This is a genomic window from Rothia sp. 27098_8_29, from assembly GCF_041432785.1.
In the GTDB taxonomy this organism is placed as follows: domain Bacteria; phylum Actinomycetota; class Actinomycetes; order Actinomycetales; family Micrococcaceae; genus Rothia; species Rothia mucilaginosa.
The window spans coordinates 792,695-819,313 of sequence record NZ_JAPWAI010000001.1; the positions used below are offsets into that span (position 1 = coordinate 792,695).

The window sequence follows — 26,619 nt, forward strand, 5'->3', positions numbered from 1 at the left end:
TCTTCTCTAGTCTTTGGTCGTGCGCCCCGTAGGGGGTGTGAGGCTGTGCGGCGTGAACCCGGCGGGCGTTGAGTTGTGCCGGGGTCGCCGTTGAGGGTGGGCTGTGTATTCTGCTGGTGCAGGGTCGCAGCCCACCTTTTGTATCAACTGGCGTGCGTGCCGATTTGTGTACTAACCAAAGGGGGAGGGGAGCATGCGTATTCTGATTGCCGGCCCGAGCGGTAGCGGTAAGACGACGTTCGCGGCGCGGTTGGGGCGCCTCCTGGACATTCCGCATACGGAGATGGACTCGTTGCATTGGGGTCCGAACTGGACTCCGCGCCCTAGTTTTGAGGCGGATGTTCGGGCGCTCATTGAGCGGCCTGCGTGGATTACGGAGTGGCAGTATCCGCAGGTGCGCGGCCGCCTGCTGGAGCGTGCGGATGTGGTGATTTACTTGCGCTATAGCCGTGCGGTGGTCATGTGGCGTGTGGTTCGCCGGACGGTGCGCCGTGCGGTGACGGGTCAGAGGCTGTGGGCTGATAATGTGGAGCCGCCGCTGAAGAATATTCTGCGGGACCCGGACAACATGATTCGGTACACGTGGAGGAGCTACCCGCACGTCGGGGAGTTGCTGGCGGAGGCTCGCGGGCAGCATCTGCAGAAGCGTTTTATTGAGTTTCGTACTCCGCGGGCGGCGAACCAGTTTTTGCGTGCCGTGCAGCTGCGCGGCGTGCTCTGAGGCGGCTGCCTCTAGAACTGCGGCTCCCCTAAACCAGCCGCTGAGAGTGGTGTCGAAAGAGATGTATGAGCCCGGCGAATGCCGGTTCCATGATGAAAGGTGAACGATGCGAGTAGTTATTCAGCGTGTGACCCGCGCGGCGGTGCGCGTGGCGGGTGAGACGGTCGGCGCGATTGAGCAGCCCGGCTACCTGGTGCTGGTCGGTATCACGCACGGTGACGGTGCGGCGCAGATTGCGAAGCTTGCCGACAAGACCGCGAACCTGCGCCTGATGGAGGGGGAGAAGTCCCTGCTCGATGAGGGCGCACCCGTGCTGGCGGTCAGCCAGTTCACCCTGTATGGGGATGCGAAGAAGGGCCGCCGCCCCTCCTGGTCTGCCGCTGCGCCCGGCGCGGTGAGTGAGCCGCTGTTCAACGACTATGTTCAGGCGCTGCGTGAGCGTGGCCTGCACGTGGAGACCGGCGTGTTCGGTGCGGACATGCAGGTGGAGCTGGTCAATGACGGCCCGGTGACCCTGATTCTCGATAGTGAGACCCTCTAGGCCGGCGCTTTCGATAGGTTAGTGGATTGCCCCGGGGTTTAAAGCCTTGCCCCGGGGTTTAAAACCCACGGCGAAGACACTAACCTATCGAAAACCCGTGTGGTGTCACGCCGCGAGCTAAATCCGCAGCTGTATACCCACACCCCGTACCCGCCTCCAGATTGTGAAACGATAGAGTAAGACTATGGCTGATTCCCTCTTTGATCTTGAGTTGCCCGATGACGGGGACCGCGTGAGCCTGATTGGTGCGCCCGCTGAGGAGCCCGCCTCCTCGCGCGCCTCGACGCCGCGTGCACACTCTTCCCGTTCGGCGTCTCGTGCGCCGTTGGCGGTGCGTATGCGTCCGCGCACGATTGATGAGGTTCTCGGCCAGGAGCATCTGCTGACTCCGGGTGCGCCTCTGCGCGTGTTGGCAGGGGAAAACGCCGGCCCGGCTGGCCCGTCCTCGGTGATTTTGTACGGCCCTCCGGGTACGGGTAAGACCACCCTGGCACATGTGATTGCGCGCGCGCCGGGTCGTAAGTTCGTGGAGCTTTCGGCGATTACTGCGGGCGTGAAGGATGTGCGCGCGGTCATGGATCAGGCGCTACTCGACCGTGACATGTACGGCACGACCACCGTGCTCTTCCTCGATGAGATTCACCGTTTTACAAAGGCTCAGCAGGATGCACTTCTGCCCGGCGTGGAGAACCGCTGGGTGATTCTGGTGGCGGCTACGACGGAGAACCCGTCGTTCAGCATTATTTCGCCGTTGCTTTCGCGCTCGCTACTGTTGCGGGTTCATTCGCTGGAGCAGTCCGATATTGAGCGGCTGATTGACCGTGCATTGGCTGACCCGCGCGGTTTTGACGGTGCGGCGGTCATTGATGAGGATGCGCGCGCCCACCTCGCGGCGGTTTCTGGAGGCGACGCTCGCCGCTCCCTGACCTCGCTGGAGGCGGCGGCTGCGATTGCGTTTAGCGAAGCCGAACAGGCTTCGGCAGAACCTGCCGCCTCCGCCGAAGATTCGGCAGACTCGGTAAATTCGACAGACCCGGCAAATTCGGCAAATCAGGCGGGGGAAGCGGGGGAGAAGGACCCCGAACCTACCGCGCCCGTGCGCATCACCCTGGCGCATGCTACGGAGGCGGTGGACCGCGCCGCGATCCGTTACGACCGTTCGGGCGATCAGCATTATGACGTGGTGAGTGCGTTCATTAAGTCCATGCGCGGCTCTGATGCGGACGCCGCGGTGCACTATTTGGCGCGCATGTTGGAGGGCGGCGAGGATCCACGTTTTGTGGCTCGGCGCATCATGATTTTGGCGAGTGAGGATATTGGTCTGGCTGATCCGCAGGCTCTGCAGGTGGCGACGGCTGCGGCGCAGTCGGTGGCGCTGGTGGGCATGCCGGAGGCGCGTATTATCCTGTCGCAGGCGGTGATTTATTGTGCGCTCGCGCCGAAGTCGAATGCGGCGTATAACGCGATTAACCGTGCGATTGCGGATGTGCGTTCGGGTGCTTCGGGTCAGGTTCCGGTGCATTTGCGTGATGGTCATTATGCGGGGGCTAAGCAGTTTGGTCACGGTGTGGGGTATGTGTATGCGCATGATGAGCCGGGGCATGTGGCGGCGCAGCAGTACCTGCCGGATACTCTGCGCGGTACGGTCTACTACGAGCCGACGCAGCACGGTTTTGAGCGTACGTTGACGGAGCGTCGTGAGCGTATCCGCCGTATTTTGGATGCGGCTCCGGTGCAGGATACGACCCGTTAGTTTACGTGGCTCCCATCGAGCCGTCTACTACTTTGAGTGCTGACCACCGGGGGAGTGGCGCGCCTCGGCAGGCAGGTAGCCGTATAGAGCAAGCAACCGTATAGGGCTGAGCGCAAACAGAAAGCGGTGCGTAGTACCTCGGTAGTACTGCGCACCGCGTCAGAGTTTTGAGTTGTGATAGACGTCTTGGCTGTCGGCCTTCCCGGAAGGGCGGACGCCAAGCTTGTTATGGTTTCTAGTCTAGGCGATATGGGGGTCTGATTCAAGCTATTCCCATAAAGACACAGGTTAAAAATAACGAAATGATTACAATCCAACATCTTAGCGCCGCAATTTTTCGGGGAAGTCGCACCTAAATAGCTCTGACTGGCATAAATAATTCCTGTGGGGTCGTGTGGGTAAGTGTCGAAAACCCACACGCACAGTGATTTGAACCAAAGATTTCCCAAAAGGCTGGTAAAGCCCGGGTGTATCCGGTAAGCTTGACGGGTCTGGCAATTACTATGCCCGCATTCGTGCGAGCGTCAGTAATGTAGCTGCGGGGTACTCTGCCCCGAGCTCTCCGCCCCACCGCCGTACAGCAACGACCGAACCGGTCGCGTACGGATTCCGGCGGGGTCAACCGAGGAGGCCAGTATTCAACAGACCGAGGCCCCACCCGTGAGGGTGCAGGAGCCTCACATAGAAAGGTAGATTGTGGCTAAGCACAACCGCACCCGCCGTACCGTGCGTCAGTCCCGTGCCCTGGGCATTGCACTGACCCCGAAGGCAGAAAAGTACCTCGAGCGTCGTCCTTACGGCCCCGGCCAGCACGGCCGTGCCCGCAAGAAGGCTGACTCCAACTACGCTACCCAGCTGAAGGAAAAGCAGCGTCTGCGCGCTCAGTACAACATCCGCGAGGCACAGATGCGCCGCGCATACCTCGAGGCAAAGCGTACCGAGGGCCAGACCGGTAAGAACATGGTCGAGCTGCTCGAGACCCGCCTCGACGCTCTGGTTCTGCGTGCAGGCTTCGCCCGCACCATTGCACAGGCACGTCAGATGGTTGTTCACCGTCACATCATGGTTGACGGCGTTCGCGTGGACCGCCCCTCGTTCCACGTCAAGCCCGGCCAGCTGATCCACGTTCACCCCAAGGCTGAGAAGACCACCCCCTTCCAGGCTGCGGCTGCAGGTGAGAACCAGGCAGTTCTGCCCGAGGTTCCCGCATACCTGAACGTTGAGATCGAGAAGCTGCACGCAAAGCTTGAGCGCAAGCCCAAGCGCGAAGAGATCCCCGTGATCTGCGACGAGCAGCTGGTCGTTGAGTACTACTCGCGTCTGGCATAATCTCGATTTTTCGAGAAGCAACCCGTCCTGCACCGTTCGGTGGGGGCGGGTTGTTCCCGTTTAACGCGTGGGTTTTTGGGGCTTATACACTACAGGGCTGTGGCGCTGCAGAACCTGTGAATCTTCCGTCGCTGGGAGTTTCATGAGAGTTTAGGGGGCGCTTGAAGGATTTTTCGACTAAAATAGGGGATTGAGCTGTGTATATAGTCCTGAACTGTATGCACGATCCGGCTGCGCGCCACGGTGGCGTCCAGCCTTGTACGACTATTGATAAGCATCATGCATTGAGCGGAATGGGGTTATAGATGACCGGCGGAGATATTGCGGGCCTGATTGCAGCAGGAGTTTTTGCGATTCTGGTGGCTCTGCTTGCGCTACCCATTATTCGCCTGACCAAGGTGTTTGATGAGCTTATCGTGACGATTCGTTCGCTGAACCAGAGCACCGGCCCTCTCATTGAAGAGGTGACCCGTACTGTGGTGACCACCAATGAGCAGCTGGAGAAGGTTGACGACATCACTTCGAATGTTTCGGATGCGTCCGCGAACGTTTCTGCGCTGTCCTCGCTGGTGACTTCGACTGTGGGTCAGCCGCTGATTAAGGTTGCGTCCTTCTCGTACGGTGTGCGTCAGGCGTTCCGCGGCGGTAAGTCCGGCGATGCACACGGCACCGCCAACACTGGTAGCACTGGCGGTCAGTACGGTTCGGCACAGTCCTCTTACTCTGCAGGCGGTGAGAACTAATGGGTCTGCTTCGTTCAGCTCTTCTGCTCGGCGCCGGCGCGGCGGTTGGTTACTTCGCTTCCAGGCGTGCCGCCTCCGAACCTGCTCAGCGTACCCCCGGCAGCGCCCTGCTCATGCGTGAGCACGGTGAGCTTGCCCTCAACCCGGAGTCTCAGATGGGAAAGTTCTTCGATTCGCCGATTGGCAAGCCCCTGCAGCCGTATGCGTTGCGTGCTGTTGAGTTCGCCGCCCGCGTGCGTGAAGGCATGCAGGAGAAGGAGATGGAGCTCAACGCTAAGGTGGAGCGCCAGAAGCAGGATCTGCGTCCTGGCTCCCTGGACACCTGGGACCGCCAGATGAGCTCGGCTGAGATTGAATCCACGAACCGCCGCCTGGCTGAGCGTGAACTCATTGAGGTGGAGGCTGAGATTGCCTCCTTGGAAGAGGCTCAGAAGCGAGCGCGTGAGCAGCGTATTGCGCGTGACCGTCAGCTCGGCGACGGCTTCTTCAACTAGGTTTTTAAAGGTGGTGCTTTTGTCCGTTAACCACGGTACGAGACTGGCTCGATTAGCCATTTTGCTCTCGGACAGGCACCATAGGTCAGTAGACTAATTTAGAATTTCGCACAGATTACTCTAAGGAACGAGATGCTCTCACAGGAGATTTCTAAGCGCTGGATCGATTTCTTCGCTTCCCGCGGCCATACTGTGGTGCCTTCGGCATCGCTGATTTCGAACGAGCCCGGCGCTATGTTCACCATCGCCGGTATGGTGCCGTTCATTCCCTACTTCCTGGGCCGTGAGACCCCTCCGTTCTCCCGCGCGACCAGCGTGCAGAAGTGCATCCGCACCCTGGATATTGAAGAGGTCGGTAAGACTGCGCGTCACGGTACCTTCTTCCAGATGGCTGGTAACTTCTCGTTCGGTGATTACTTCAAGGAGCAGGCGATTCCGTTTGCTTACGAGCTGCTGACCACCCCTCAGGATAAGGGCGGTTTCGGCCTGGATCCGGAGCGCCTGTGGGTCACCATTTATGAGGGTGACGATGAGGCCTTCGACATTTGGCACAACAAGGTGGGCTTCCCGGCTGAGCGTATTCAGCGTATGGGTATGAAGGAAAACTACTGGTCCACCGGTCAGCCCGGCCCCGCAGGCCCTGACTCGGAGATCTTCTACGACCGTGGCCCCGCGTACGGTAAGGAAGGCGGCCCGGCGGCTGACGACGACCGTTACATTGAGATTTGGAACCTTGTGTTCATGCAGTACCAGCGTGGCGAGGGTATCGGTAAGGATGACTTCGAGATTCTGGGTGATCTGCCGAAGAAGAACATCGATACCGGTCTGGGCGTTGAGCGTCTTGCCATGCTGCTGCAGGGTGTTGAGAACTTCTACGAGACCGACCAGGTTCGCCCCGTTCTGGACGCTGCTTCTAAGCTGTCCGGTAAGAAGTACCACGGCTCTGAGTCCGCTGAGGACGAGGGCTACGAGGACGACGTGCGTATGCGCGTGGTGGCTGACCACATCCGTTCCTCGCTGATGCTGATTGCTGACGGCGTGACCCCCTCCAACGAGGGTCGCGGCTACATTCTGCGCCGTCTGATGCGCCGTGCTATCCGTGCGATGCGTCTGCTGGGCGTTACTGAGCCCTGCCTGCCCGTACTGTTCCCGGCTTCGCGTGATGCGATGAAGGGTGCTTTCCCGTACGTTGCTGACGACTTCGAGCGTATTTCCCGTATTGCGTACGCTGAGGAGAAGGCGTTCCTGCACACCATTGAGACCGGTACTGAGCGTCTGGAAGAGGCTGTTGCTGCCGCTAAGAAGGACGGCTCCAACGCTGTTTCTGGTGCTGAGGCGTTTGCTCTGCACGACACCTACGGCTTCCCGATTGACCTGACCCTGGAGATGGCTGCTGAGGCTGGCGTGAAGGTTGACGAGAAGGCTTTCCGTGAGCTGATGGCTGAGCAGCGTCACCGTGCGCAGGCTGATGCTAAGGCGAAGAAGGGTGCGTTTGCTGACCTGTCTGAGCTGCGTAAGCTCGTGGACGAGCGTGGCTCCATCTTCACCGGTTACACCGAGCTGCGTACTGAGACTAAGCTGCGCGCGATTCTGGTGGACGGCGTGTCTGTTCCCGCCGCTAAGGCTGGCGACAAGATTGAGGTTGTTCTGGACGAGACCCCGTTCTACGCGGAGGCTGGTGGCCAGGCAGCTGATACCGGTGTCATTACCGGCAACGGCTTCGTCATTGACGTTCAGGACGTTCAGCAGCCCGTGAAGGGCCTGAGCGTTCACCGCGCCGTTGTGCGTGAGGGCGAGGTTCACGTCGGTGCCGATGTTGTGGCACAGGTTGACGTTCAGCGCCGCCGCGACGGTGAGAAGGCACACTCCGGTACCCACATCATTCACGCTGCCCTGCACCAGGTGCTCGGCAACGAGGCTACTCAGCGTGGCTCTTTCAACAAGGAAGGCTACCTGCGCTTCGACTTCGCGTGGGGCGAGGGTCTGTCCGAGTCCGCTAAGCGTGAGGTTGAAGAGGTTGCTAACCTCGCGATCCGCGATAACCACGAGGTGATTACTCGTGAGATGCCGCTGGCTGAGGCTAAGGCTCTGGGCGCTATGAGCCTCTTCGGTGAGAAGTACGGCGATGTGGTGCGTGTTGTTGAAATCGGCGGCGAGTTCTCCCGCGAGCTGTGTGGTGGTACCCACGTTGGTTCGTCCGCTGAGATTGGTTCGCTGTCGCTGCTGACCGAGAGCTCTGTTGGCTCCGGTAACCGCCGTGTTGAGGCTCTGGTGGGTCTGGATTCCTTCAACCACCTGGCTGCTGAGCGTACCCTGGTGAACCAGCTGACCGGCCTGATGAAGGTTCAGTCTTCCGCTGATCTGCCGGAGAAGATTAACCAGACTCTCGCTAAGCTGAAGGCTGCTGAGAAGGAACTGGCTCAGCTGCGCCGCGAGAAGCTGCAGGCTGAGGCTGGCAAGCTGCTGGAGAACGCACAGACCATCGGTTCTGTTCGCGTTCTGGCGCATGACGCTGGCGAACTGGACGCTAACGGCGTTCGTGAGCTGGCTCTGGATCTGCGTTCGCGCTTTGGCTCCGAGGCTGCTGTTGTCGCAGTGGTGGGTGTGGCTAATGGCCGCCCCGTCGTCCTGGTGGCAACCAACGAGGGTGCTCGTGAGGCTGGCGTGAAGGCTGGCGCTCTGGTCCGCGTCGCTGCCGGTGTTCTCGGCGGCGGTGGCGGCGGTAAGGACGATGTCGCTCAGGGTGGTGGCCAGGACGCATCCAAGATTGGTGTTGCACTGGACGCTGTCCGCGACGCTATCGCACAGGCTCAGGCCTAAACATGGCAGAATTCCAGCGCGGAGTGCGGATGGGTGTCGATGTGGGTAACGCCCGCGTCGGCACCGCCCTCAGCGACCCCGACGGTATTCTCGCCACCCCGCTCAAGACGCTACGCCGCGACGCGAAGAAGAACTCTGACCGCCGTGTTTTGCGTAAGCTGATTGAGGTGAACGAGGTGGTGGAGGTTTTCGTCGGGCTTCCGAAGACCATGCGTGGTGGGGATTCTCCCTCCACGGAAATGGCTCGGGAGTACGCGCAGGCTCTGCGCTCCGAGCTGGATGCCGAAGAGAAAACACACATTAACATTTGGCTGGTGGATGAGCGACTCACCACCGTGAGCGCTCACCGTGCACTGCACGAGGCTGGGGTTTCCAGCCGAGATTTCAAGACTATGGTTGACCAGGTGGCGGCTGTGAACATTTTGCAGTACAGTCTGGATGCCCTCAAGGCGGGGCAGTCCGTAGCCGGGTACAAGGTGAGCGATCCGGCCCACGAAGAAAACCGACCGTCCGAGTCAGAAGGGACCACGGTCGGTGCCGTCAACGAAACGGAGAACCTTCAGTGACCGAACAGAATAAACAGCCCGAAGAGAGCGGGCTCGACCTCTTTAGGCCGACAGCCGAGGATGAACGTAAGGGCATCACCGGCATCACGATGGAACAGGAAATCGTGTCGGTGGCTACGTTGCGTGCGCGTAAGCGCCGCCGCCGCGCCATCATGCTGAGCGCTATTTCCTTGTTTGTGGTGGCTCTGGTCATCATTTCGGGTGCCTTGATTACCCGCTACGACCCGTTCAAGACTCGTGACTACTCGGGTGGCGGCAATGGTACGACCGTGACGTTCACGATTCGTTCTGGCCAGTCCACCGCGCAGGTGGCGCAGGAGCTTGAGGCAGCGGGCGTGGTTGCTGATGCTGATAAGTTTGTTGAGGTGTACACCAAGGAGAGCAAGGGCAAGTACCTGCAGCCTGGCACCTACGAACTGCAGCAGCACATGAGCAGCTCGAGCGCGATTACGACCATTATCGAGGCGAACAGCAACGTACTGTACCTGGCGATTCCGCAGGGTAAGCGCGTGAGCGAAACCATCGACCTGATTGTTTCTGGCTCCGATGGCGCGTTCACCCGCAAGCAGGTTGAGGACGCGGTCAGCAACTACACCCAGTACGGTGTGCCGAGCAACTTCCCCTCGATTGAGGGTTGGCTGCACCCGGGTGAGTACCGCTTCCCGAAGGACACCGACATCAAGAAGGTCATTCAGACCATGGTTGATAAGACCAAGGCTGACCTGAAGGAAGCCGGCGTGAGCGGCGACCAGAAGACCTTCGAGGTGCTGACCATCGCCTCCATCGTGGAGCTTGAGGCTCAGCCGAAGGACTACGTGGCGGTTGCAGGCATCATTGAGAACCGCCTGAACAACCCCGATGGTGAGACCTCGGGTCTGATTCAGTCGGATGCGACCGTGACTTACGGTCTGGGTGTCCGCTCGTACCACCTGACTGAAGAGCAGAAGGCCGATAAGAGCAATAAGTACAACACTTATGCGAATAAGGGTCTTCCGAAGGGTCCGATTGGTTCCCCGCAGCTGGCTTCGATTAAGGCTGCCGCGGCTCCTGAGAAAAACCCGTACTACTACTGGGTGACTGTGGACCTGGACTCCGGTGAGACTAAGTACTCCCGTACTTACGCTGAGCACCAGCGTTATGTTGAAGAGTACAACCAGTGGTGTTCTAAGCACCCGAACCGTTGTAGCTAATCGGTTTAGCCGGTAGCTATGATTCGGTAGCTTTGGACTGAAGGTTCCTTGCTGAGGCGGGTACCGCCTCCACGAGAGTGGGGGAGGTGCCCGCCTTTGCTGTACCCGAATATTGGTTTGTCCCTTAAAATGGGTAGAGTGCGCCTATGACCGCGGGTTCGTGGCGTGCGTGTCCGCAAGCCCCAAGCGTTGAGAGCGAAAGAGTATCTATCGATGAAGACTGAACCGTACCGTGAGGCCCCGTATCTTCGCCGCGCCTACGTGCTGGGGCACCCGATTGCGCATTCGCTGTCGCCTGCACTGCATCGTGCCGCGTATGACTTTTTGGGTGAGCAGAATTTGGGTTATAATCGCCGCGATACTCTGCCCGATGATTTGCCGGCGATTATGCACGGTGTGCGCCACCCGGACGGTACGGAGGACGCCCCGTATATTGCGGGTCTGTCGGTGACGATGCCGTTGAAGACCGCCGTCATCAAGTATTGCGATGAGCTGAGTGAGACTGCCCGCGTGACCGGTGCGGTGAACACGGTGTATCCGCGCGGTGAGAAGGTGCTGGGTGATAACACGGATGTGATCGGCATTGTGAACGCGCTGCGCCACGCCGGTTTGGAGCCGCAGCCGCTCAAGGATTCTGCCGCGATTGTGGGTGGGGGAGCGACCGCTATTTCCGCCCTGACCGCTCTGCATCAGCTGGGGTATTCCCGTGTGAGCGTGTACGCCCGTTCCCTGCATAAGCTCGGTAGCGTGCAGGAGGCGGCGGACCGCCTGGGCGTTCAGCTGGAGCAGGTTTCCCTGGCTGAGCTGCCGCAGAATCTTGCGGAGCGCGGTCATCACCCGGTGATTTCTACGCTTCCGGCGCATGCGGCGGATGAATGGGCGAGCCAGCTGAGCGGGCTGAAGGGCGCCTCCGCAACGCACCGGCCGGTACTGCTCGATGTTGCGTATAACCCGTGGCCTTCGGTGCTGGCGAGCGCCTGGGAGGCGAACGGCGGCACGGTGGTTTCTGGCCTGGAGATGCTGCTGTATCAGGCGGTGGAGCAGGTTCTGCTGTTTACCGGCCGTGAACTGCAGCCCGCCGAACTGCTGGGTCTAATCAATGCGATGTGCGCGGCGGTTGATCTTGCGCCTCGTGCTTCCGTTTCGTGAAAAAAGCGTGCTTTCACTCGCTCAGTAAACGGGCATTTTATACACTATTTATACACGTGAAGAATTATTATTCCTTCCTCCTGCGCTGCGGTGCGGGTGCGATGAAAAGAGGTTAACCTATGGCCCTGCGTTGGCTCACTGCCGGAGAATCCCACGGCGAGGCGCTCGTCGGCATTATTGAGGGCGTACCCGCCGGTGTGGAACTCACCAGCGACATGGTGCGTGACGCCCTGGCTCGTCGCCGCCTCGGCTACGGCCGCGGTGCCCGCATGAAGTTCGAGGAGGACCGCGTGCGCATCCTGGGCGGTGTGCGTCACGGCCTGACTCAGGGCGGCCCGGTCGCGATTGAGATTGCGAACACCGAGTGGCCCAAGTGGACTGACGTGATGAGCTCCGACCCGGTGGATCCGAAGCTGATTGAGGGTCGTGCGCGTAATGCTGCGCTGACCCGTCCGCGCCCCGGTCACGCCGATTTTGCGGGTATGCAGAAGTACAACTTCTCTGAGGCTCGCCCGGTGCTGGAGCGCGCCTCCGCACGTGAGACTGCGACCCGCGTGGCTCTTGGCGTGGTTGCCGCCCAGATTTTGAAGGCTCTGGGTGTTGAGCTGGTTTCTCACACCGTGGCTGTGGGTGGCGTGCACGCTCCCGAGGGCGCCCCGGTGCCTTCGCCCCGCAACGTGGATCAGCTGGACGCTGACCCGCTGCGCTGCTTCGATAAGGCAACCTCCGACGCGATGGTTCAGCGCGTGGACGAGGCGCACAAGGACGGCGAGACTCTCGGCGGTGTGGTTGAGGTGCTCGCGTACGGTATGCCTCCCGGACTGGGTTCGTACGTGCACTGGGACCGCCGCCTGGACGCGCGCCTTGCCGCAGCGTTGATGGGTATTCAGGCTATTAAGGGCGTTGAGGTTGGCGACGGCTTCGCGACCGCTGACCGCCCGGGCACTGCCGCTCACGACGAGATTTCCATTGGTGAGCACGGCGTTACCCGCGATACCAACCGCGCAGGTGGTATTGAGGGCGGCATGAGCATTGGCGACCTGCTGCGTGTGCGTGCGGCAATGAAGCCCATTGCGACCGTGCCGAAGGCTCTGAAGACCATTGATACTTCCACCGGTGAAGAGGCTCGCGCCCACCACCAGCGTTCGGACGTGTGTGCTGTTCCCGCCGCCGGCGTGGTGGCGGAGGCTATGGTCGCCCTGGTGCTCGCTGAGGCTGCACTGGAGAAGTTTGGCGGCGACTCGATTGGTGAGACTCGCCGCAACATGGATTCCTACCTGGACGCCATTCCGGCGTCTCTGGCGTGGGAGTCTAACGTGGCTGGTTGGGACGCGTAGTGCCCCTTCCGGCGGAGTCTGAGGGCCGCGGCGCGAAGGGTCGCGGTTCCGGGGAGGTTTCTGTGGAGCAGGGTGTTCGCCCGGTCGCTTCGAGCCCCCTTGCGCGTATTGCTGCGGCAACGCAGCGTGCGCGAGGGGGCGCTTCGCCGCGCCCGGAACCCGGCGCAGAATCCGGTGTATCTGCTGCGGCAACGCAGCGTGCGCGAGGGGGCGCTTCGCCGCGCCCGGAACCCGGCGCAGAATCCGGCGTGTCTGAACCCGGTGTACCTGCTGCGGCAACGCAGCGTGCGCGAGGGGGCGCTTCGCCGCGCCCGGAACCCGGCGCAGAATCCGGCGTGTCTGAACCCGGTGTACCTGCTGCGGCTGAGCAGAATGTTGAGGTTGCGGGCGCTGAGGCTGCCGCATCTGTTTCTTCTGCGTCAGTTTCTTCTGCGCGCCCGGCTTCTCGCGTGCCCACCCCCGCTGATTTGATGCGTTCTGGCGCCCGTCCCCTGCCCGCCGCCGCTACGGCGAGCACGCAGGGTGTGCGCCTGTACGCCTCCTCGGTATCTGAGGACGCCGACCAGGCGCTCGGCCTGGACGAGGACCTGCGCCTGAAGCTGCTCAGCGCCCTGCAGGGCATGGGCACCGCTGAAGAGGAACCCCGCAAGGAACCCGCACAGGCGGATGCACCCAAGCCAGCAGCTCCAAAACCGGCCGCGCCGTCAGTAGTCGCTGTGCCCAAGCCGACTGCGCCGAAACCTGCCGCGCCCAAGCCGGCACCTCCGAAGCAGGCTCAGCCTGCAGAGGCGGCGGGGGAGAGCGCTTCTGCTCCCGTAGCCGCACCTGCACATCCTGTAGCTGTGCCCGCGGCTGAACCCGCCAAGCCGGTCCGTCCGACTCCGGCGCTGTTCGGCAAGGTTCAGGTTGCCGCACCCGCTGTACCCGCTGAATCTGTGGCACCCGCAGTACCCGCCGCGCCGGAAGAACCCGTTGCGCTGGAAGAAACCCCCGCAGAGCTTGCTGTCCCCGCAGAAGCGCTCGCAGAAGACGAGTCCGCCGGCGCTCGCATCCACCCGCAGCAGGTGCGTGAAATGCACGAGAACTTCGCGGAACGCTCCCGACCCATCGTGCTCATCGGCCCCATGGCGGCAGGTAAAACCTACATTGGTACGCACCTTGCGCGTTTCTACGGCTACGAGTTCCTCGACGCCGACCAGCTCATCGTGGAACGCTACGGCGAAGTCTCCGAAATCTTCGAGATTTTCGGTGAGGCGTATTTCCGCGAGCTCGAACGCAAAACCATCGAAGAGGTCCTCACCTCGCCCGTGTACCGCAACACGGTGTTCTCCCTGGGCGGTGGCGCGCCCATGACCGACTCTGTCGCGGAGCTGCTCAAGGACGAATGCGTGGTGTACATCCTCGTTGATGCTGACACCGTCACCCCGCGCATTACCGGCAACAAGACCCGCCCGCTGCTGCAGCCGAACCCGGTCGAGCGGTGGACCGAAATTTTTGAGCGACGCCGCAGTCGATACGAAGAGCTGGCGCACTTCACCCTGGATGCACGAGGCGGCCGCCCCATCACCGAGATGACCGCCGAAATCCAGGCGTACGTGACCGCAACCCGCACCTCCCGCGCGCAGCGCCCCCAAGCATAACCCCTCACCTGTGAAAGGACACATGATGAGCACTCAGCCCACCCCCACTTTCGGTGCCTCCGGCGCGGAAGATATTACCCGCATCCCGGTGACCGGCAGCTCCCCGCGTGAGAACTATGAGGTTCTCATCGGCCACAACCTGCTCGGTAAAATCCCCGAAATTCTGGGCAACCGCACCAAGAAGGTGCTCGTGATTCACCCGCGTGCCCTGCGTTCCACCGGTGAGCTGGTCATGGAAGACCTGCGCGCCATGGGCTACGAATCGTTCAGCGCCGAAATCCCGGACGCTGAGGAGGCAAAGCACTACCAGGTGGCGGCGTTCTGCTGGCAGGTGCTCGGTCAGAACGACTTCACCCGCACCGACGCGATCATCTCTGTGGGCGGCGGTGCCATTACCGACGTTGCCGGCTTCGTCGCGGCAACCTGGCTGCGCGGCGTGCGCGTTATTCACATTCCGACCACCCTGCTCGGCATGGTGGACGCTGCCGTGGGTGGTAAGACCGGCATCAACACCGCCGAAGGTAAGAACCTGGTCGGCGCGTTCTGGCCGCCCGCAGCGGTGCTCTGCGAAATCGGCACCCTGCGCACCCTGCCTGAACATGAGCTGCTGACCGGCATGGGTGAGGTCGTCAAGTGCGGCTTCATCGCAGACCCTGAAATCCTCGACCTGATCGAGGCGAACCCGGACGCCGTACGCGACTCGCAGTCCGCCGTGATGCGTGAACTCATTGAACGTAGTGTGCGCGTAAAGGCGGAGGTCGTCTCCGAGGACCTGCGCGAATCCGGCCGCCGCGAAATCCTGAACTACGGCCACACTCTCGCCCACGCCATCGAACGCAACGAACGCTACCAGTGGCGTCACGGCGCGGCAGTATCCGTCGGCATGGTCTACGCCGCCGAACTGGCGCTGGCAACCGGCCACGCCGACGAAGAACTCGTGGCACGCACCCGCCGCATCCTCGAATCCCTGGGCCTGCCCACCTCCTACAAGGCAGACGCATGGCCCCAGCTGCTCGAAGCGATGCGCCGCGACAAGAAGGCACGCGGCAACCTGCTGCGCTTCATCATTCTTGACGGTTTGGCTCGCCCGCGCGTCTACGAGGTGCCGGACGACTCGATCCTGTACATGACCTACCAGGAGATCATCTCCGAGTAGGTGCGAGTCCCGTATATTCACCGGATGCACTCGGTACGTATTTGCTAATACGCGCCAGCCGGGCGGGGTGCCACAGAAAATGTGGTGCCCCTGCTAGGCAAATTCGTGCGCATCCTGTAGAATGTACGGGACATATTTTTGCTCATTGAAAACTTAGCGCCTCGCCGGTGTATCACTACGGCGTGAGCGTCGATGACACGAAGGAGAGCCCCATGGCATCCACTACCGATATTAAGAACGGCGCCGTCCTGAAGATTGACGGCAACCTCTGGTCCGTCGTTGAGTTCCAGCACGTTAAGCCCGGTAAGGGTGGCGCGTTCGTCCGCACCAAGCTGCGCAACGTTACCTCCGGCAAGGTCGTCGACCGTACCTTCAACGCTGGCGCTAAGATTGAAACCGCAACCGTTGACCGCTCCGACTACCAGTACCTGTACCAGGACGGCGACGACTACGTCTTCATGGACATGAAGACCTACGACCAGATCAACGTTCCCGCAACCGTTGTTGGCGACGCAGCAAACTACATGCTCGAGTCCCAGACCGCAACCATCGCAATGCACGAGGGTAGCCCCCTGTACATCGAGCTGCCCGCATCCGTGGTCCTCGAAATCACCTACACCGAGCCCGGCCTGCAGGGTGACCGCTCCACCGGCGGCACCAAGCCCGCAACCGTTGAGACCGGCTACGAGATTCAGGTTCCCCTGTTCCTGGAGACCGGCACCAAGGTCAAGGTTGATACCCGCACCGGTGAGTACCTCGGTCGCGTGAACGACTAATGAATTCGCGTACGAAAGCCCGATTGCGCGCCCTCGAAGTGCTCTTCGAGGCGGATCAGCGCAACGAAGATTATATTGAGGTACTCCGCCGCCGCCGACTGTACACGGTAGCGCAGATTTCTGCTTACTCTGAGGAAATCATTCGTGGCGTCCGCGACCACGACGAAGAGATTCGCGAGTTTGTGGAGACTTACGCCCGTGACTGGTCCTTCGAGCGTATGCCCGCCGTGGACCGTGCCGTGCTGCGTATTGGCACGTGGGAGCTTCTGTACAATGACGAAGTTCCGGATGCTGTCGCAATTTCTGAGGCTGTCGGTCTGGCGCGTGTGCTGTCCACGAATGAATCTCCGAAGTTCGTGAACGGTCTGCTGGATAAGCTCCGTCAGGTGAAGCCGACCCTGCTCGCGTAAGACGTCCCACCGCGGCCTGACCGCCAGCCTGTAGCTGGTTGGTTTGCTGCCGTTGAGGATGCGCCCGCAGGGAAGCGTACGTGAAACCCCCGCCGTGCTGTAGTTCGCTACAGGACGGCGGGGGTTTTCTGTGTCTAGGTTGCGCTTGGTTGGTGCAGTTCTGCGTGGGGTTCCGTATTGGGTGCGGATGCACTCGCAGGGGATGGGAGAGGCGCCGGTTAAGGTGCATCGGTGGAGGCTGCACCAGATAACGCAGGTGGGGGAGTGCCCCCTTTTCGGCACCCTAGCTATAAACAACATAGGCGCCTCGAAGACGGAGCCCCCGCCCCGCTCCATACCAGCTCCGTCCCCGCCGTGAGCGGTCTCTCGCCGAACCTGAACGTAGCCTGTGAACTGTGGTACCCTACTAGAAGCACAAAACCTTTAAATCCGTCCCGTGAGGCGGGGAAGGAGACGGCTATGCCTGGGTCAGCTGTACCCACATCCGGCGCGAATCAGGGGCGAAATGTAACCGCAGCCCCCCATTCGGCAACCCCTCAAAGCACCTCCGAGAACGCGACCACCGTCGGCCGCACCATCCTCAGCGAGGACGAAATCCGCCGCGCCCTCACCCGCATCGCCTACGAAATTATTGAAACCAATAAAGGCGTAGAAAACCTCGTACTCATCGGCATCCGCTCCCGCGGCGTGCCCCTCGCCGTACGACTCGCCGCCCGCATCCAAGCCATCGAGCCGAACTTCAACGCAGAAACACGAATCGGCGCCCTGGACATCACCGCCTACCGCGACGACCAGCGAACCGGCGGCGGCGGCACCTCCCCAGACACCGCAGGGGAAAGCATCATGCCCTCCATCGGCATTGAAGGCAAAACCGTAGTCCTCGTTGACGACGTCCTCTACTCCGGCCGCACCGTACGCGCCGCCCTCGACGCACTCAACGCCCACGGGCGACCCGCCCTCGTACGCCTGGCAGTCCTCGTAGACCGCGGACACCGGCAACTACCCATCCGCGCCGACCACGTGGGCAAAAACCTGCCCACCAGCGCCAGCGAAACCGTGCGCGTCGTACTGACTGAAACCGACAACGCAACAGACCGAGTTGACATTATCCAGCTGGGAGGGCTCTCATGAAGCATCTGCTCGACACCCGCGAACTAACCCGCGAAGAAGCCATCGAAATCCTTGACGTCGCCGACTACATGGCGCAGGTCAAAGCCGAAAACCGCACCCTGAACGTGCTCAACGGCAAGACCGTCGTCAACCTCTTCTTCGAGGACTCCACCCGAACCCGCCTCTCCTTCGAAGCCGCAGAGAAGCGCCTGGGCGCCGCCGTCACCAACTTCTCCGCTTCTGGCTCCTCCCTGTCTAAGGGCGAGTCGCTCAAGGACACCGCGCAGACCCTCAAGGCGATTGCCGCGGATGCGTTCGTGATCCGCCACTCGGCATCCGGCGCGCCGCAGCGCCTCGCCGAGGCAGGCTGGACCGACATCCCCGTACTCAACGCGGGCGACGGCACCCACGCACACCCCACCCAGGCACTGCTCGACGCCGTATCCCTGCGCCAGTACAAGGCAGAACGCGACGGCCTCGACAGCCCCCGCGGCACCGACCTGTCCGGCATGCGCGTGCTCATCGTTGGCGACATCCTGCACTCGCGTGTGGCACGCTCCAACCTCTGGCTGCTGCACACCCTCGGCGCACAGGTCGTCTTCGTCGCACCGCCGACCCTGCTGCCGCTGAACACCGCCTCCTGGGTTGAAGAAGCCGGCCTGGAAATCTTCCACGACTTCGACGAAGCCATCGCCACCAACCCCGACGCCGTCATGCTGCTGCGCATCCAGAAAGAACGCATGAACGCCGCGTACTTCCCCTCCGCAGAGGAGTACACCGACCTGTGGGGCCTGACCGCCGAACGCTTCGCAACCCTGCAGGCGCAGCCGCAGCCGGTCGCGATTCTGCACCCGGGCCCCATGAACCGCGGCCTGGAAATCTGCACCGAAGCCGCCGACGCCACCAACTCCTGGGTCCTGCGCCAGGTCAGTAACGGCGTAGCGCTGCGCATGGCGGTGCTCTACCTGCTTCTGACCGACGGCTCCAGCGCCAAGCTCTACGCCGGCGACGAATCCTAAACGACCTTCCTAACGAGAGGAACCAACACCATGAGCAAGTACCTGATCAAGGGCGCAAGCCTCTACGGCGAAAAGGTCGCCGACATCCTCATCGAGGACGGCGTGATTAGCCGCATCGCAGAGAACATTGACGCCGCAGACGCACAGGTCGTCGAGGCGGCAGGCCAGGTGGCGCTGCCCGGCCTGGTCGACATCCACACCCACCTGCGTCAGCCCGGCTACGAGGCATCCGAAACCGTCGAGACCGGCACCCGCGCAGCAGCCCTGGGCGGCTACACTGCAGTGTTCGCCATGGCAAACTCCATGCCCGTGGCAGACACCGCCGCAGTCGTTGAGCAGGTTGACCGCCTCGGCAAGGAATCCGGCTGGTGCCGCGTGCAGCCCATCGGCGCAGTGACCGTGGGCCTGAAGGGCGAGCGCCTCTCCGACATTGGCGGCATGGCGAACTCCACCGCGAACGTGCGCGTGTTCTCTGACGACGGCATGTGCGTGTACGACCCCGCAGTGATGCGCCGCGCCCTCGAATACGTCAAGACCTTCGACGGCGTTATTGCGCAGCACGCGCAGGAGCCGCGCCTGACCGAAGGCGCCCAGATGAACGAAGGTAAGGTGTCCGCTGACCTGGGTCTGACCGGTTGGCCCGCCGTCGCTGAAGAGGCAATCATTGCCCGCGACGTGCTGCTGGCTGAGCACCTGGACTCTAAGCTGCACATCTGCCACCTGTCCACCAAGGGCTCCATTGAGGTTGTGCGCTGGGCTAAGTCCCGCGGCGTGAAGGTGACCGCGGAGGCAACCCCGCACCACCTGCTGCTCACCGACGAGACCGCACGCACCTACGACCCGATCTTCAAGGTGAACCCGCCGCTGCGCACCGAAGAGGACGTCATGGCGCTGCGTCAGGCTGTTGCTGACGGCATCATCGACGTGATCGGTACCGACCACGCACCGCACCCCGCAGAGACCAAGGAATGCGAGTGGGCGTGCGCCGCGAACGGTATGACCGGCCTGGAGCAGGCACTGTCCATCATCCAGATGACCCTGGTTGACACCGGCATGATTACCTGGCGCGATGTGGCACGCATCCTCTCCGAGGAGCCCGCGAAGATTGGTCGCCTGGACCACGAGCAGGGCCGCCCGCTTGCCGAAGGCGAACCGGCAAACATTGTGCTGGTCGACCCGAAGGCAACCCGCGTCATCAAGCCGGAGGAGCAGGCAACCAAGGGTAAGAACAACCCCTACCGCGACATGGAGGTACCCGGCTCGATCCGTGCAACCTTCTACGCTGGCCACCCGACCGTGCTGAACGGCGAGCTGGCAACCCCGCGCCGTTAACCCGCGAGGCAAACGTACGTAGTGACCGTGCCTGGCGGTGGTAGGTTCACGCCTGCCACCGCCTCGCCGGGAGCACCGTCCCCAACCTCACCAACCCAGGCCGAGATCATCGACCGAGACCCCAACCGAAAGAGAGAACCTTCGTGGGAAAGTTCCTGACCGCCGTCATCTGCATCGCCCTGGTCGCCCTGTGCATCTACGGCATGTGGCACGGATGGCGCTCGCGCCTGGCACGCCAGGCGAACATGTTCGGCTCCCTCAAGGAAGTTCCCGAACGCTACGAGGGTATGACCGCTGACGCCGCTTTCGAGGGCGAGTACGTCAGCACCACGATCTTCGGTAACTGGCTGGACCGTGTGGGTTTCGATTCGCTCGGCTTCAAGAGCAAGTCCACCCTGCTGATTTACCCGGACAGCATCATCTTCACCCGTAACGGCGCGAAGGACCTGTGGATTCCGGCGAAGAAGCTCGCAGTCATCACCACCGACCGCGGTATGGCGGGCAAGGTTGTGGAGAAGAACGGCCTGGTCGTGATTGGTTGGACCCTGGACGGTCACCGCGTGCAGACCGGCTTCCGCACCCGCTACGCCGAGGACAAGCAGGCGGTACTGCGGGAGCTGCGCCGCATCGCCCCGAATGCGGTGGATGCGCCCGAGAAGTGGGCGGCAGAACCGGAAGCCTAAATCCCGGTGTAATATCCCGGCGCAATACCCGGTGCACCCACACCCATAGATTTTGCCTGAGGTCAGGCGAACACCCGCCGAAGGCACCATAGACTACCCCGGAACCTGCACGGTAGAGGCCGTACAGGAAGCGGGGGAGAACACCAGAGAAAAGGAAGAAGAGCATGACTGACATGACACGATCCGGCGCCCTGCGTACGGACCGCGCGCTGCTCGTCCTGGAGGACGGCACCGTCTACCGCGGCTACGGCTACGGCGCAACCGGCGCGTCCCTGGGCGAGGCGGTTTTCTCGACCGGTATGACCGGCTACCAGGAAACCCTGACCGACCCCTCCTACGCGGGTCAGATTGTGGTTCAGACCGCTCCCCATATCGGCAACACCGGCGTGAACACCACCGACGCTGAGTCCCGCAAGATTTGGGTTGCCGGCTACGTGGTTCGCGACGCCGCACGTGTGGCATCCAACTGGCGTTCTGAGCGCACCCTCGACGAAGAGCTCATCGAGCAGGGCATCGTCGGTATTCAGGGCATTGACACTCGCTCCCTGACCCGCCGCCTGCGTTCGAGCGGTTCGATGCGTGCGGGCGTGTTCTCCGGTGAGCACGCAGAACGCCCCGAAGCTGAACTGCTGGAGGAGGTGCGCGCCTCCGAGCCGATGGCTGGCCGTAAGCTCGCTGACTCCGTTTCGGTTGACACCGCCTACACCGTTGAGCCGCACCAGTTCAACTGGTTCGCACCCCCGGTCGCAACCGTTGTCGCCCTGGACCTGGGCATTAAGTCGATGACCCCGCAGCGTTTCGCTGAGCGTGGCGTGCGCGTGCACGTGCTGCCCGCAAGCGCAACCCTCGAGGACATCTACTCCCACAACCCCGACGGCGTGTTCTTCTCCAACGGCCCCGGTGACCCGGCAACCGCTGACGAGCAGGTTGAGCTGCTACAGGGCGTGCTGCGTAAGGGCACCCCGTTCTTCGGTATCTGCTTCGGTAACCAGCTGCTCGGCCGCGCCCTGGGCTTCGGCACCTACAAGCTGCCCTTCGGCCACCGCGGCATCAACCAGCCGGTCATGGACAAGACCACCGGCAAGGTTGAAATCACCGCGCAGAACCACGGCTTCGCTGTGGACGCGCCGATTGGCGACTACGTGACCGCACCGAACGCCGAGTTCGGTCAGGTCATGGTCTCCCACGTGGGTCTGAACGACAACGTGGTTGAGGGCCTGACCTGTAAGGACATCCCCGCGTTCTCCGTGCAGTACCACCCCGAGGCTGCCGCGGGCCCGCACGATTCCGCCTACCTCTTTGACCGTTTCATCGACCTGATGGTCGCAACCAAGACTGCAAAGGAAGCATAAATGCCTCGTCGTACTGACCTTAATAGCGTCCTCGTCATCGGTTCCGGCCCCATCGTCATCGGTCAGGCAGCGGAATTTGACTACTCCGGCACTCAGGCGCTGCGCGTGCTGAAGGAGGAGGGCGTGCGCGTCATCCTCGTGAACTCGAACCCGGCAACCATCATGACCGACCCCGAGTTCGCGGACGCCACCTACATTGAACCCATCACCCCCGAGGTGATTGAGAAGATTATCGAGAAGGAAAAGCCGGACGCAATCCTGCCGACCCTGGGTGGTCAGACCGCGCTGAACGCGGCTATCTCCCTGGATGAGCGCGGCGTGCTCGCCAAGTACAATGTTGAGCTGATCGGCGCGAACATTGAGGCGATTAACCTCGGTGAGGACCGTGAAGCATTCAAGGGCGTGGTGGAGCGCGCCGGCGGCGAGTCTGCACGCTCGGTGATTGTTCACTCCATGCCGGAGGCGCTGGAAGCCGCTAAGGAGCTGGGCTACCCGATGGTGGTCCGCCCCTCCTTCACCATGGGTGGTCTCGGCTCGGGTATGGCGTACAACGAGGAAGACCTCTACCGTATTGCCGGTGCGGGTATTCAGTACTCGCCGACCAGCGAGGTCCTGCTGGAGGAGTCCATCCTCGGCTGGAAGGAATACGAGCTGGAGATGATGCGTGACACCAACGACAACGTCGTGGTCGTCTGCTCCATCGAAAACTTCGACCCCGTGGGCGTGCACACCGGTGACTCCATCACCGTGGCACCCGCACTGACCCTGACCGACCGTGAGTTCCAGAAGCTGCGCGACATCGCGATTAACGTGATTCGTGAGGTTGGTGTGGACACCGGTGGTTGTAACATCCAGTTCGCGATTGACCCGAAGACTGGCCGCATCATCGTCATTGAGATGAACCCGCGTGTGTCTCGTTCTTCGGCGCTCGCGTCGAAGGCTACCGGCTTCCCGATTGCGAAGATTGCGACCAAGCTGTCTCTGGGTTACACCCTGGATGAGATTCCGAACGATATCACCCAGAAGACCCCGGCGTCCTTCGAGCCGACCCTCGACTATGTGGTTGTGAAGGTTCCGCGCTTTGCGTTTGAGAAGTTCCCGGCTGCTGACCCGACCCTGACCACCACCATGAAGAGTGTTGGTGAGGCTATGGCTCTGGGCCGTAACTTCACTGAGGCTCTGCAGAAGGCGATGCGTTCGCTGGAGCAGAAGGGTGCGTCCTTCTCGTTCAAGCCGCTGTCCCTGTCTGAGGCTGAGCTGGCTGAACTGATTGAGAAGACTAAGGTTCCGACCACTCAGCGTATCTACCAGGTTCAGCAGGCTCTGCTGGCTGGCGCTACCGTGGAGCAGCTGCACGAGGCGACCAAGATTGACCCGTGGTTCCTGGATCAGCTGGTGCTGCTGAATGAGGTTGCCGGCGTGGTTCACGCTAAGCGTGACAACCTTGACCCGGAGACCCTGAAGCTGGCTAAGCGTCACGGTTTCTCGGACGCTCAGATTGCTGAGATTATCGGCTCTTCTGAGGATGTTGTGCGCGGTGTTCGCCACGCTCTGGGTATCCGCCCGGTCTTCAAGACTGTTGACACCTGTGCAGCCGAGTTTGAGGCGTTCACCCCGTACCACTACTCCTCCTACGATCTGGAGGATGAGGTTGCGCACCACGAGAAGCCCTCGATCATGATTCTGGGTTCGGGCCCGAACCGTATCGGTCAGGGTATCGAGTTCGACTACTCGTGCGTGCACGCCTCTATGGTGCTGCGTTCGCTCGGTTACGAGACCGTCATGGTCAACTGCAACCCCGAGACTGTTTCGACTGACTACGATATTTCGACCCGCCTGTACTTCGAGCCGCTGACCCTTGAGGACGTGCTCGAGATTGTTGAGTCGGAGCGTCGTACCGGCGGCCTGATGGGCGTGTTCGTGCAGCTGGGCGGCCAGACCCCGCTGAAGCTGGCTCGTGCCCTGAAGGATGCGGGCGTGCCGATTCTGGGCACCACCCCCGAGGCTATTGACCTGGCTGAGGACCGCGGCGAGTTCTCCCGCGTGCTGGAGGAGGGCGGCCTGATTTCGCCCAAGAACGGTACCGCGTTCACTTTCGAGGGTGCTAAGCGCATCGCTGACGAGATTGGTTACCCGGTTCTGGTTCGTCCTTCGTACGTGCTGGGCGGCCGTGGCATGGAGATCGTCTACGATGAGGCGAACCTGGCTCGCTACCTGGAGAACGCTACCGAGGTTTCGCCTTCGCAGCCTGCTCTGATTGATAAGTTCCTTGAGGACGCTATCGAGATTGACGTTGACGCCCTGTTCGACGGCGAGGAGCTGTACTTGGGTGGCGTCATGGAGCACATTGAGGAAGCCGGTATTCACTCGGGTGACTCTTCTTGTACTCTGCCTCCGATTACTCTCGGCCCGGACATCATTGCGAAGGTGAAGGACGCTACCGAGAAGATTGCTCGCGGCACCGGTGTGCGCGGCCTGATTAACATTCAGTTCGCGTACGTGTCTGAGAACCTGTACGTGATTGAGGCGAACCCGCGTGCGTCTCGTACTGTTCCGTTCGTGTCGAAGGCTACCGGCGTGCAGATGGCTAAGGCTGCTGTGCTGATTGGTCTGGGTAAGAGCATTGCTGAGCTGAAGGCTGAGGGCTACCTGCCGTCGAACATGGATGGCGCATCCCTGCCTGAGGAGACCGCAATTGCTGTGAAGGCTGCGGTTCTGCCGTTCGCTCGTTTCCGCACTCCCGAGGGTGTTGTGGTGGATTCGCTGCTGAGCCCGGAGATGCGTTCGACCGGTGAGGTCATGGGTCTGGATAAGCACTATGACACCGCGTTCGCGAAGGCTCAGGCTGGTGCTGGTTCGCCGTTGCCGACCTCCGGTAAGGTGTTCATTTCGGTGGCTAACCACGATAAGCGTAACGTCATTATTTACGCGAAGATGCTGGAGTCGCTGGGCTTTGAGATCGTTTCGACCGGTGGTACCGCTGAGATTCTGCGCCGTAACGGCCTGAACTCGGTGATTGTGGCTTCGAAGTTCGCTGAGGCGAATGGCGACCACTCGATTGTGGACATGGTCCGCAATGGTGATATTGACCTGATTCTGAACACCCCTGCCGGTGGTGCTGCTCGTAGCGATGGTTACGAGATTCGTGCCGCTGCGGTTTCGGTGGGCTGCCCGGTCATGACCACCATTTCTGAGTTCGCTGCGGCTGTTCAGGCGATTAATGCTCTGCGTGAGCACAGCTGGGACATCATGAGCCTGCAGGAGCACGGCGTTCAGCTGGCTGCCGCTGTGGATGCTCGTTCTGAGGGTGGCGAGGCGTAATGTCCGCTGCTTTTGGTGATCGTCTGGCGAAGGCGATGGCGGAGCGCGGCCCGCTGTGTGTGGGTATTGACCCGCATCCGAACCTGCTGGAGCAGTGGGGTCTTGAGGATTCTGCTGCCGGCCTGGCTGCTTTTACTGAAGCGGTCTATGAGGGTTGCGCCCCGTTTGCGGCGGCGTTGAAGCCTCAGGTGGCGTTGTTTGAACGTCACGGTTCGGCTGGTCTTGCTGTGCTGGAGGCGCTGTTTGCCCGCGCTGCCGCTGATGGCGTGCTGATTGTTGCTGACGCTAAGCGCGGCGATATCGGTTCGACCATGAAGGCGTACGCGGATGCGTGGCTCGGATCCTCCTCGCCGCTGGGTACCGATTCGGTGACTTTGAGCCCGTATCTGGGTTTTGAGTCGCTGCGTCCGGCGCTGGATTTGGCTGATGAGAATGACCGCGGCACTTTCGTGCTGGCGTTGACCTCGAACCCTGAGGGTAAGAGCGTTCAGCACGTGGGCGCGTCGGAGTCTGGTCATTCCGGTGAGTCTGAGGGCGCTGTGGCTAAGCGTATTATCGCTGCAGCTACCGCTGAGAATGCTTCCCGCCAGTGGGAGCAGATGGGCCCGTGCGGCCTGGTGGTTGGCGCGACCGTTGGTCAGGCGCTGGTTGATTTGGGTATTGACCTGAGCGTGTTCAACGGCCCGATTCTGTCGCCGGGTTATGGTGCGCAGGGCGCTTCGGCGGCTGATCTATACCGCGTGTTTGCGGGCGTTGAGTCGCAGGTGTTGGTGAATTCCAGCCGTGGCGTGCTGGCTGCTGGCCCGTCGGTTGAGGGTTTGGCGCAGGCTGCGCAGGCGGCTCGTGATGACCTGTTGGCGGCTCGCGGCGCATAGTTCGCGTGTTGTGTGAGAGGGGCGTGTGCTCCGGGTGGATTCTGTTGAGGATCTGCTCGGGGTGCGCGCCCCCTTTTGCGTACCTGTTTTATCGCATTTTTTGGGTACACCTGCATGCATAATTTTTCCCCCGCCCGCTCGCGCTGATGCGAGTTTGCTCACCTCTGTAGCGGGGGAGTGTGCCTGCTCTTTGAGGTGCGCGCGTGGCTTTCGCTTTTGATAGGGCGAATACTCCGCTATGCTATAGGGGTACTCCCTGATATTTACGTGCTGACGTGCGTAGACGCATTGTTGGTGCGAGG

The 26,619-nt window shown here is 61.5% G+C and carries 22 protein-coding genes; all 22 read left to right on the forward strand.

Going from position 1 to position 26,619, the window contains the following annotated elements; genetic code table 11:
• Positions 1-193 precede the first annotated feature (193 nt).
• Positions 194-721: an adenylate kinase gene (locus tag O3649_RS03090; protein ID WP_070629813.1), complete on the forward strand. Its 528-nt coding sequence runs from the start codon at positions 194-196 to the stop codon at positions 719-721.
• Between the two features lie 106 nt (positions 722-827).
• Positions 828-1,262 (forward strand): D-aminoacyl-tRNA deacylase, encoded by a 435-nt coding sequence (gene dtd / locus O3649_RS03095; protein WP_012903476.1) that lies wholly within the window; start codon positions 828-830, stop codon positions 1,260-1,262.
• Positions 1,263-1,446: 184 nt separating this feature from the next.
• The gene (locus tag O3649_RS03100; RefSeq protein ID WP_294632568.1) at positions 1,447-3,015 is read left to right on the forward strand and encodes a replication-associated recombination protein A; all 1,569 of its coding nucleotides are present in this window, start codon (positions 1,447-1,449) and stop codon (positions 3,013-3,015) included.
• Positions 3,016-3,711: 696 nt separating this feature from the next.
• Positions 3,712-4,344, forward strand: a complete 633-nt coding sequence (rpsD, locus tag O3649_RS03105; RefSeq protein ID WP_005508739.1) for a 30S ribosomal protein S4 — start codon at positions 3,712-3,714, stop codon at positions 4,342-4,344.
• A gap of 305 nt (positions 4,345-4,649) precedes the next feature.
• Positions 4,650-5,087 carry a DUF948 domain-containing protein gene (locus O3649_RS03110; RefSeq protein WP_049327226.1) on the forward strand — a complete coding sequence of 146 codons (438 nt, stop codon included), beginning with the start codon at positions 4,650-4,652 and terminating at the stop codon, positions 5,085-5,087.
• Entirely contained in the window at positions 5,087-5,581 is a 495-nt protein-coding gene (locus O3649_RS03115) for a hypothetical protein (RefSeq protein WP_005508736.1), read from the forward strand. Before O3649_RS03110 ends, O3649_RS03115 begins: the two co-directional genes overlap by 1 nt.
• A gap of 132 nt (positions 5,582-5,713) precedes the next feature.
• Positions 5,714-8,401, forward strand: a complete 2,688-nt coding sequence (gene alaS / locus O3649_RS03120; RefSeq protein WP_294632566.1) for an alanine--tRNA ligase — start codon at positions 5,714-5,716, stop codon at positions 8,399-8,401.
• 2 nt (positions 8,402-8,403) lie between these two features.
• Positions 8,404-8,967 (forward strand): Holliday junction resolvase RuvX, encoded by a 564-nt coding sequence (gene ruvX, locus O3649_RS03125; RefSeq protein ID WP_012903482.1) that lies wholly within the window; start codon positions 8,404-8,406, stop codon positions 8,965-8,967.
• On the forward strand, positions 8,964-10,157 hold the full coding sequence (mltG, locus tag O3649_RS03130) for an endolytic transglycosylase MltG (RefSeq protein WP_371539217.1): 1,194 nt from the start codon (positions 8,964-8,966) through the stop codon (positions 10,155-10,157). The genes ruvX and mltG overlap by 4 nt, the downstream gene beginning before the upstream one ends.
• Before the next feature lie 213 nt (positions 10,158-10,370).
• Positions 10,371-11,306, forward strand: coding sequence for a shikimate dehydrogenase (locus O3649_RS03135; protein ID WP_371572718.1), 936 nt, complete (start codon positions 10,371-10,373; stop codon positions 11,304-11,306).
• A gap of 119 nt (positions 11,307-11,425) precedes the next feature.
• A complete protein-coding gene (gene aroC / locus O3649_RS03140) occupies positions 11,426-12,643 on the forward strand; it encodes a chorismate synthase (RefSeq protein WP_005508730.1) in 1,218 nt (405 codons plus the stop codon).
• Entirely contained in the window at positions 12,643-14,283 is a 1,641-nt protein-coding gene (locus O3649_RS03145; protein WP_371572720.1) for a shikimate kinase, read from the forward strand. Before aroC ends, O3649_RS03145 begins: the two co-directional genes overlap by 1 nt.
• 25 nt (positions 14,284-14,308) lie before the next feature.
• The gene (gene aroB / locus O3649_RS03150; protein ID WP_049345478.1) at positions 14,309-15,439 is read left to right on the forward strand and encodes a 3-dehydroquinate synthase; all 1,131 of its coding nucleotides are present in this window, start codon (positions 14,309-14,311) and stop codon (positions 15,437-15,439) included.
• Between the two features lie 212 nt (positions 15,440-15,651).
• The gene (gene efp, locus O3649_RS03155) at positions 15,652-16,215 is read left to right on the forward strand and encodes an elongation factor P (protein ID WP_005505932.1); all 564 of its coding nucleotides are present in this window, start codon (positions 15,652-15,654) and stop codon (positions 16,213-16,215) included.
• Positions 16,215-16,625 carry a transcription antitermination factor NusB gene (gene nusB / locus O3649_RS03160; protein ID WP_005505934.1) on the forward strand — a complete coding sequence of 137 codons (411 nt, stop codon included), beginning with the start codon at positions 16,215-16,217 and terminating at the stop codon, positions 16,623-16,625. Before efp ends, nusB begins: the two co-directional genes overlap by 1 nt.
• A gap of 459 nt (positions 16,626-17,084) precedes the next feature.
• The gene (gene pyrR / locus O3649_RS03165) at positions 17,085-17,756 is read left to right on the forward strand and encodes a bifunctional pyr operon transcriptional regulator/uracil phosphoribosyltransferase PyrR (RefSeq protein ID WP_371572722.1); all 672 of its coding nucleotides are present in this window, start codon (positions 17,085-17,087) and stop codon (positions 17,754-17,756) included.
• Positions 17,753-18,754, forward strand: coding sequence for an aspartate carbamoyltransferase catalytic subunit (locus tag O3649_RS03170; protein ID WP_049337443.1), 1,002 nt, complete (start codon positions 17,753-17,755; stop codon positions 18,752-18,754). The genes pyrR and O3649_RS03170 overlap by 4 nt, the downstream gene beginning before the upstream one ends.
• A gap of 30 nt (positions 18,755-18,784) precedes the next feature.
• Complete coding sequence (locus O3649_RS03175; RefSeq protein WP_070847731.1) at positions 18,785-20,086, forward strand: dihydroorotase; 1,302 nt, start codon at positions 18,785-18,787, stop codon at positions 20,084-20,086.
• 143 nt (positions 20,087-20,229) lie between these two features.
• Positions 20,230-20,769, forward strand: coding sequence for a hypothetical protein (locus tag O3649_RS03180; RefSeq protein ID WP_005508722.1), 540 nt, complete (start codon positions 20,230-20,232; stop codon positions 20,767-20,769).
• A gap of 164 nt (positions 20,770-20,933) precedes the next feature.
• Positions 20,934-22,121, forward strand: coding sequence for a glutamine-hydrolyzing carbamoyl-phosphate synthase small subunit (gene carA, locus O3649_RS03185; protein WP_049341910.1), 1,188 nt, complete (start codon positions 20,934-20,936; stop codon positions 22,119-22,121).
• Positions 22,122-25,442: a carbamoyl-phosphate synthase large subunit gene (gene carB, locus O3649_RS03190; RefSeq protein ID WP_294632553.1), complete on the forward strand. Its 3,321-nt coding sequence runs from the start codon at positions 22,122-22,124 to the stop codon at positions 25,440-25,442. It begins immediately after the preceding gene.
• Positions 25,442-26,317: an orotidine-5'-phosphate decarboxylase gene (pyrF, locus tag O3649_RS03195; RefSeq protein WP_070506253.1), complete on the forward strand. Its 876-nt coding sequence runs from the start codon at positions 25,442-25,444 to the stop codon at positions 26,315-26,317. Before carB ends, pyrF begins: the two co-directional genes overlap by 1 nt.
• The last annotated feature ends 302 nt before the right edge of the window (positions 26,318-26,619 follow it).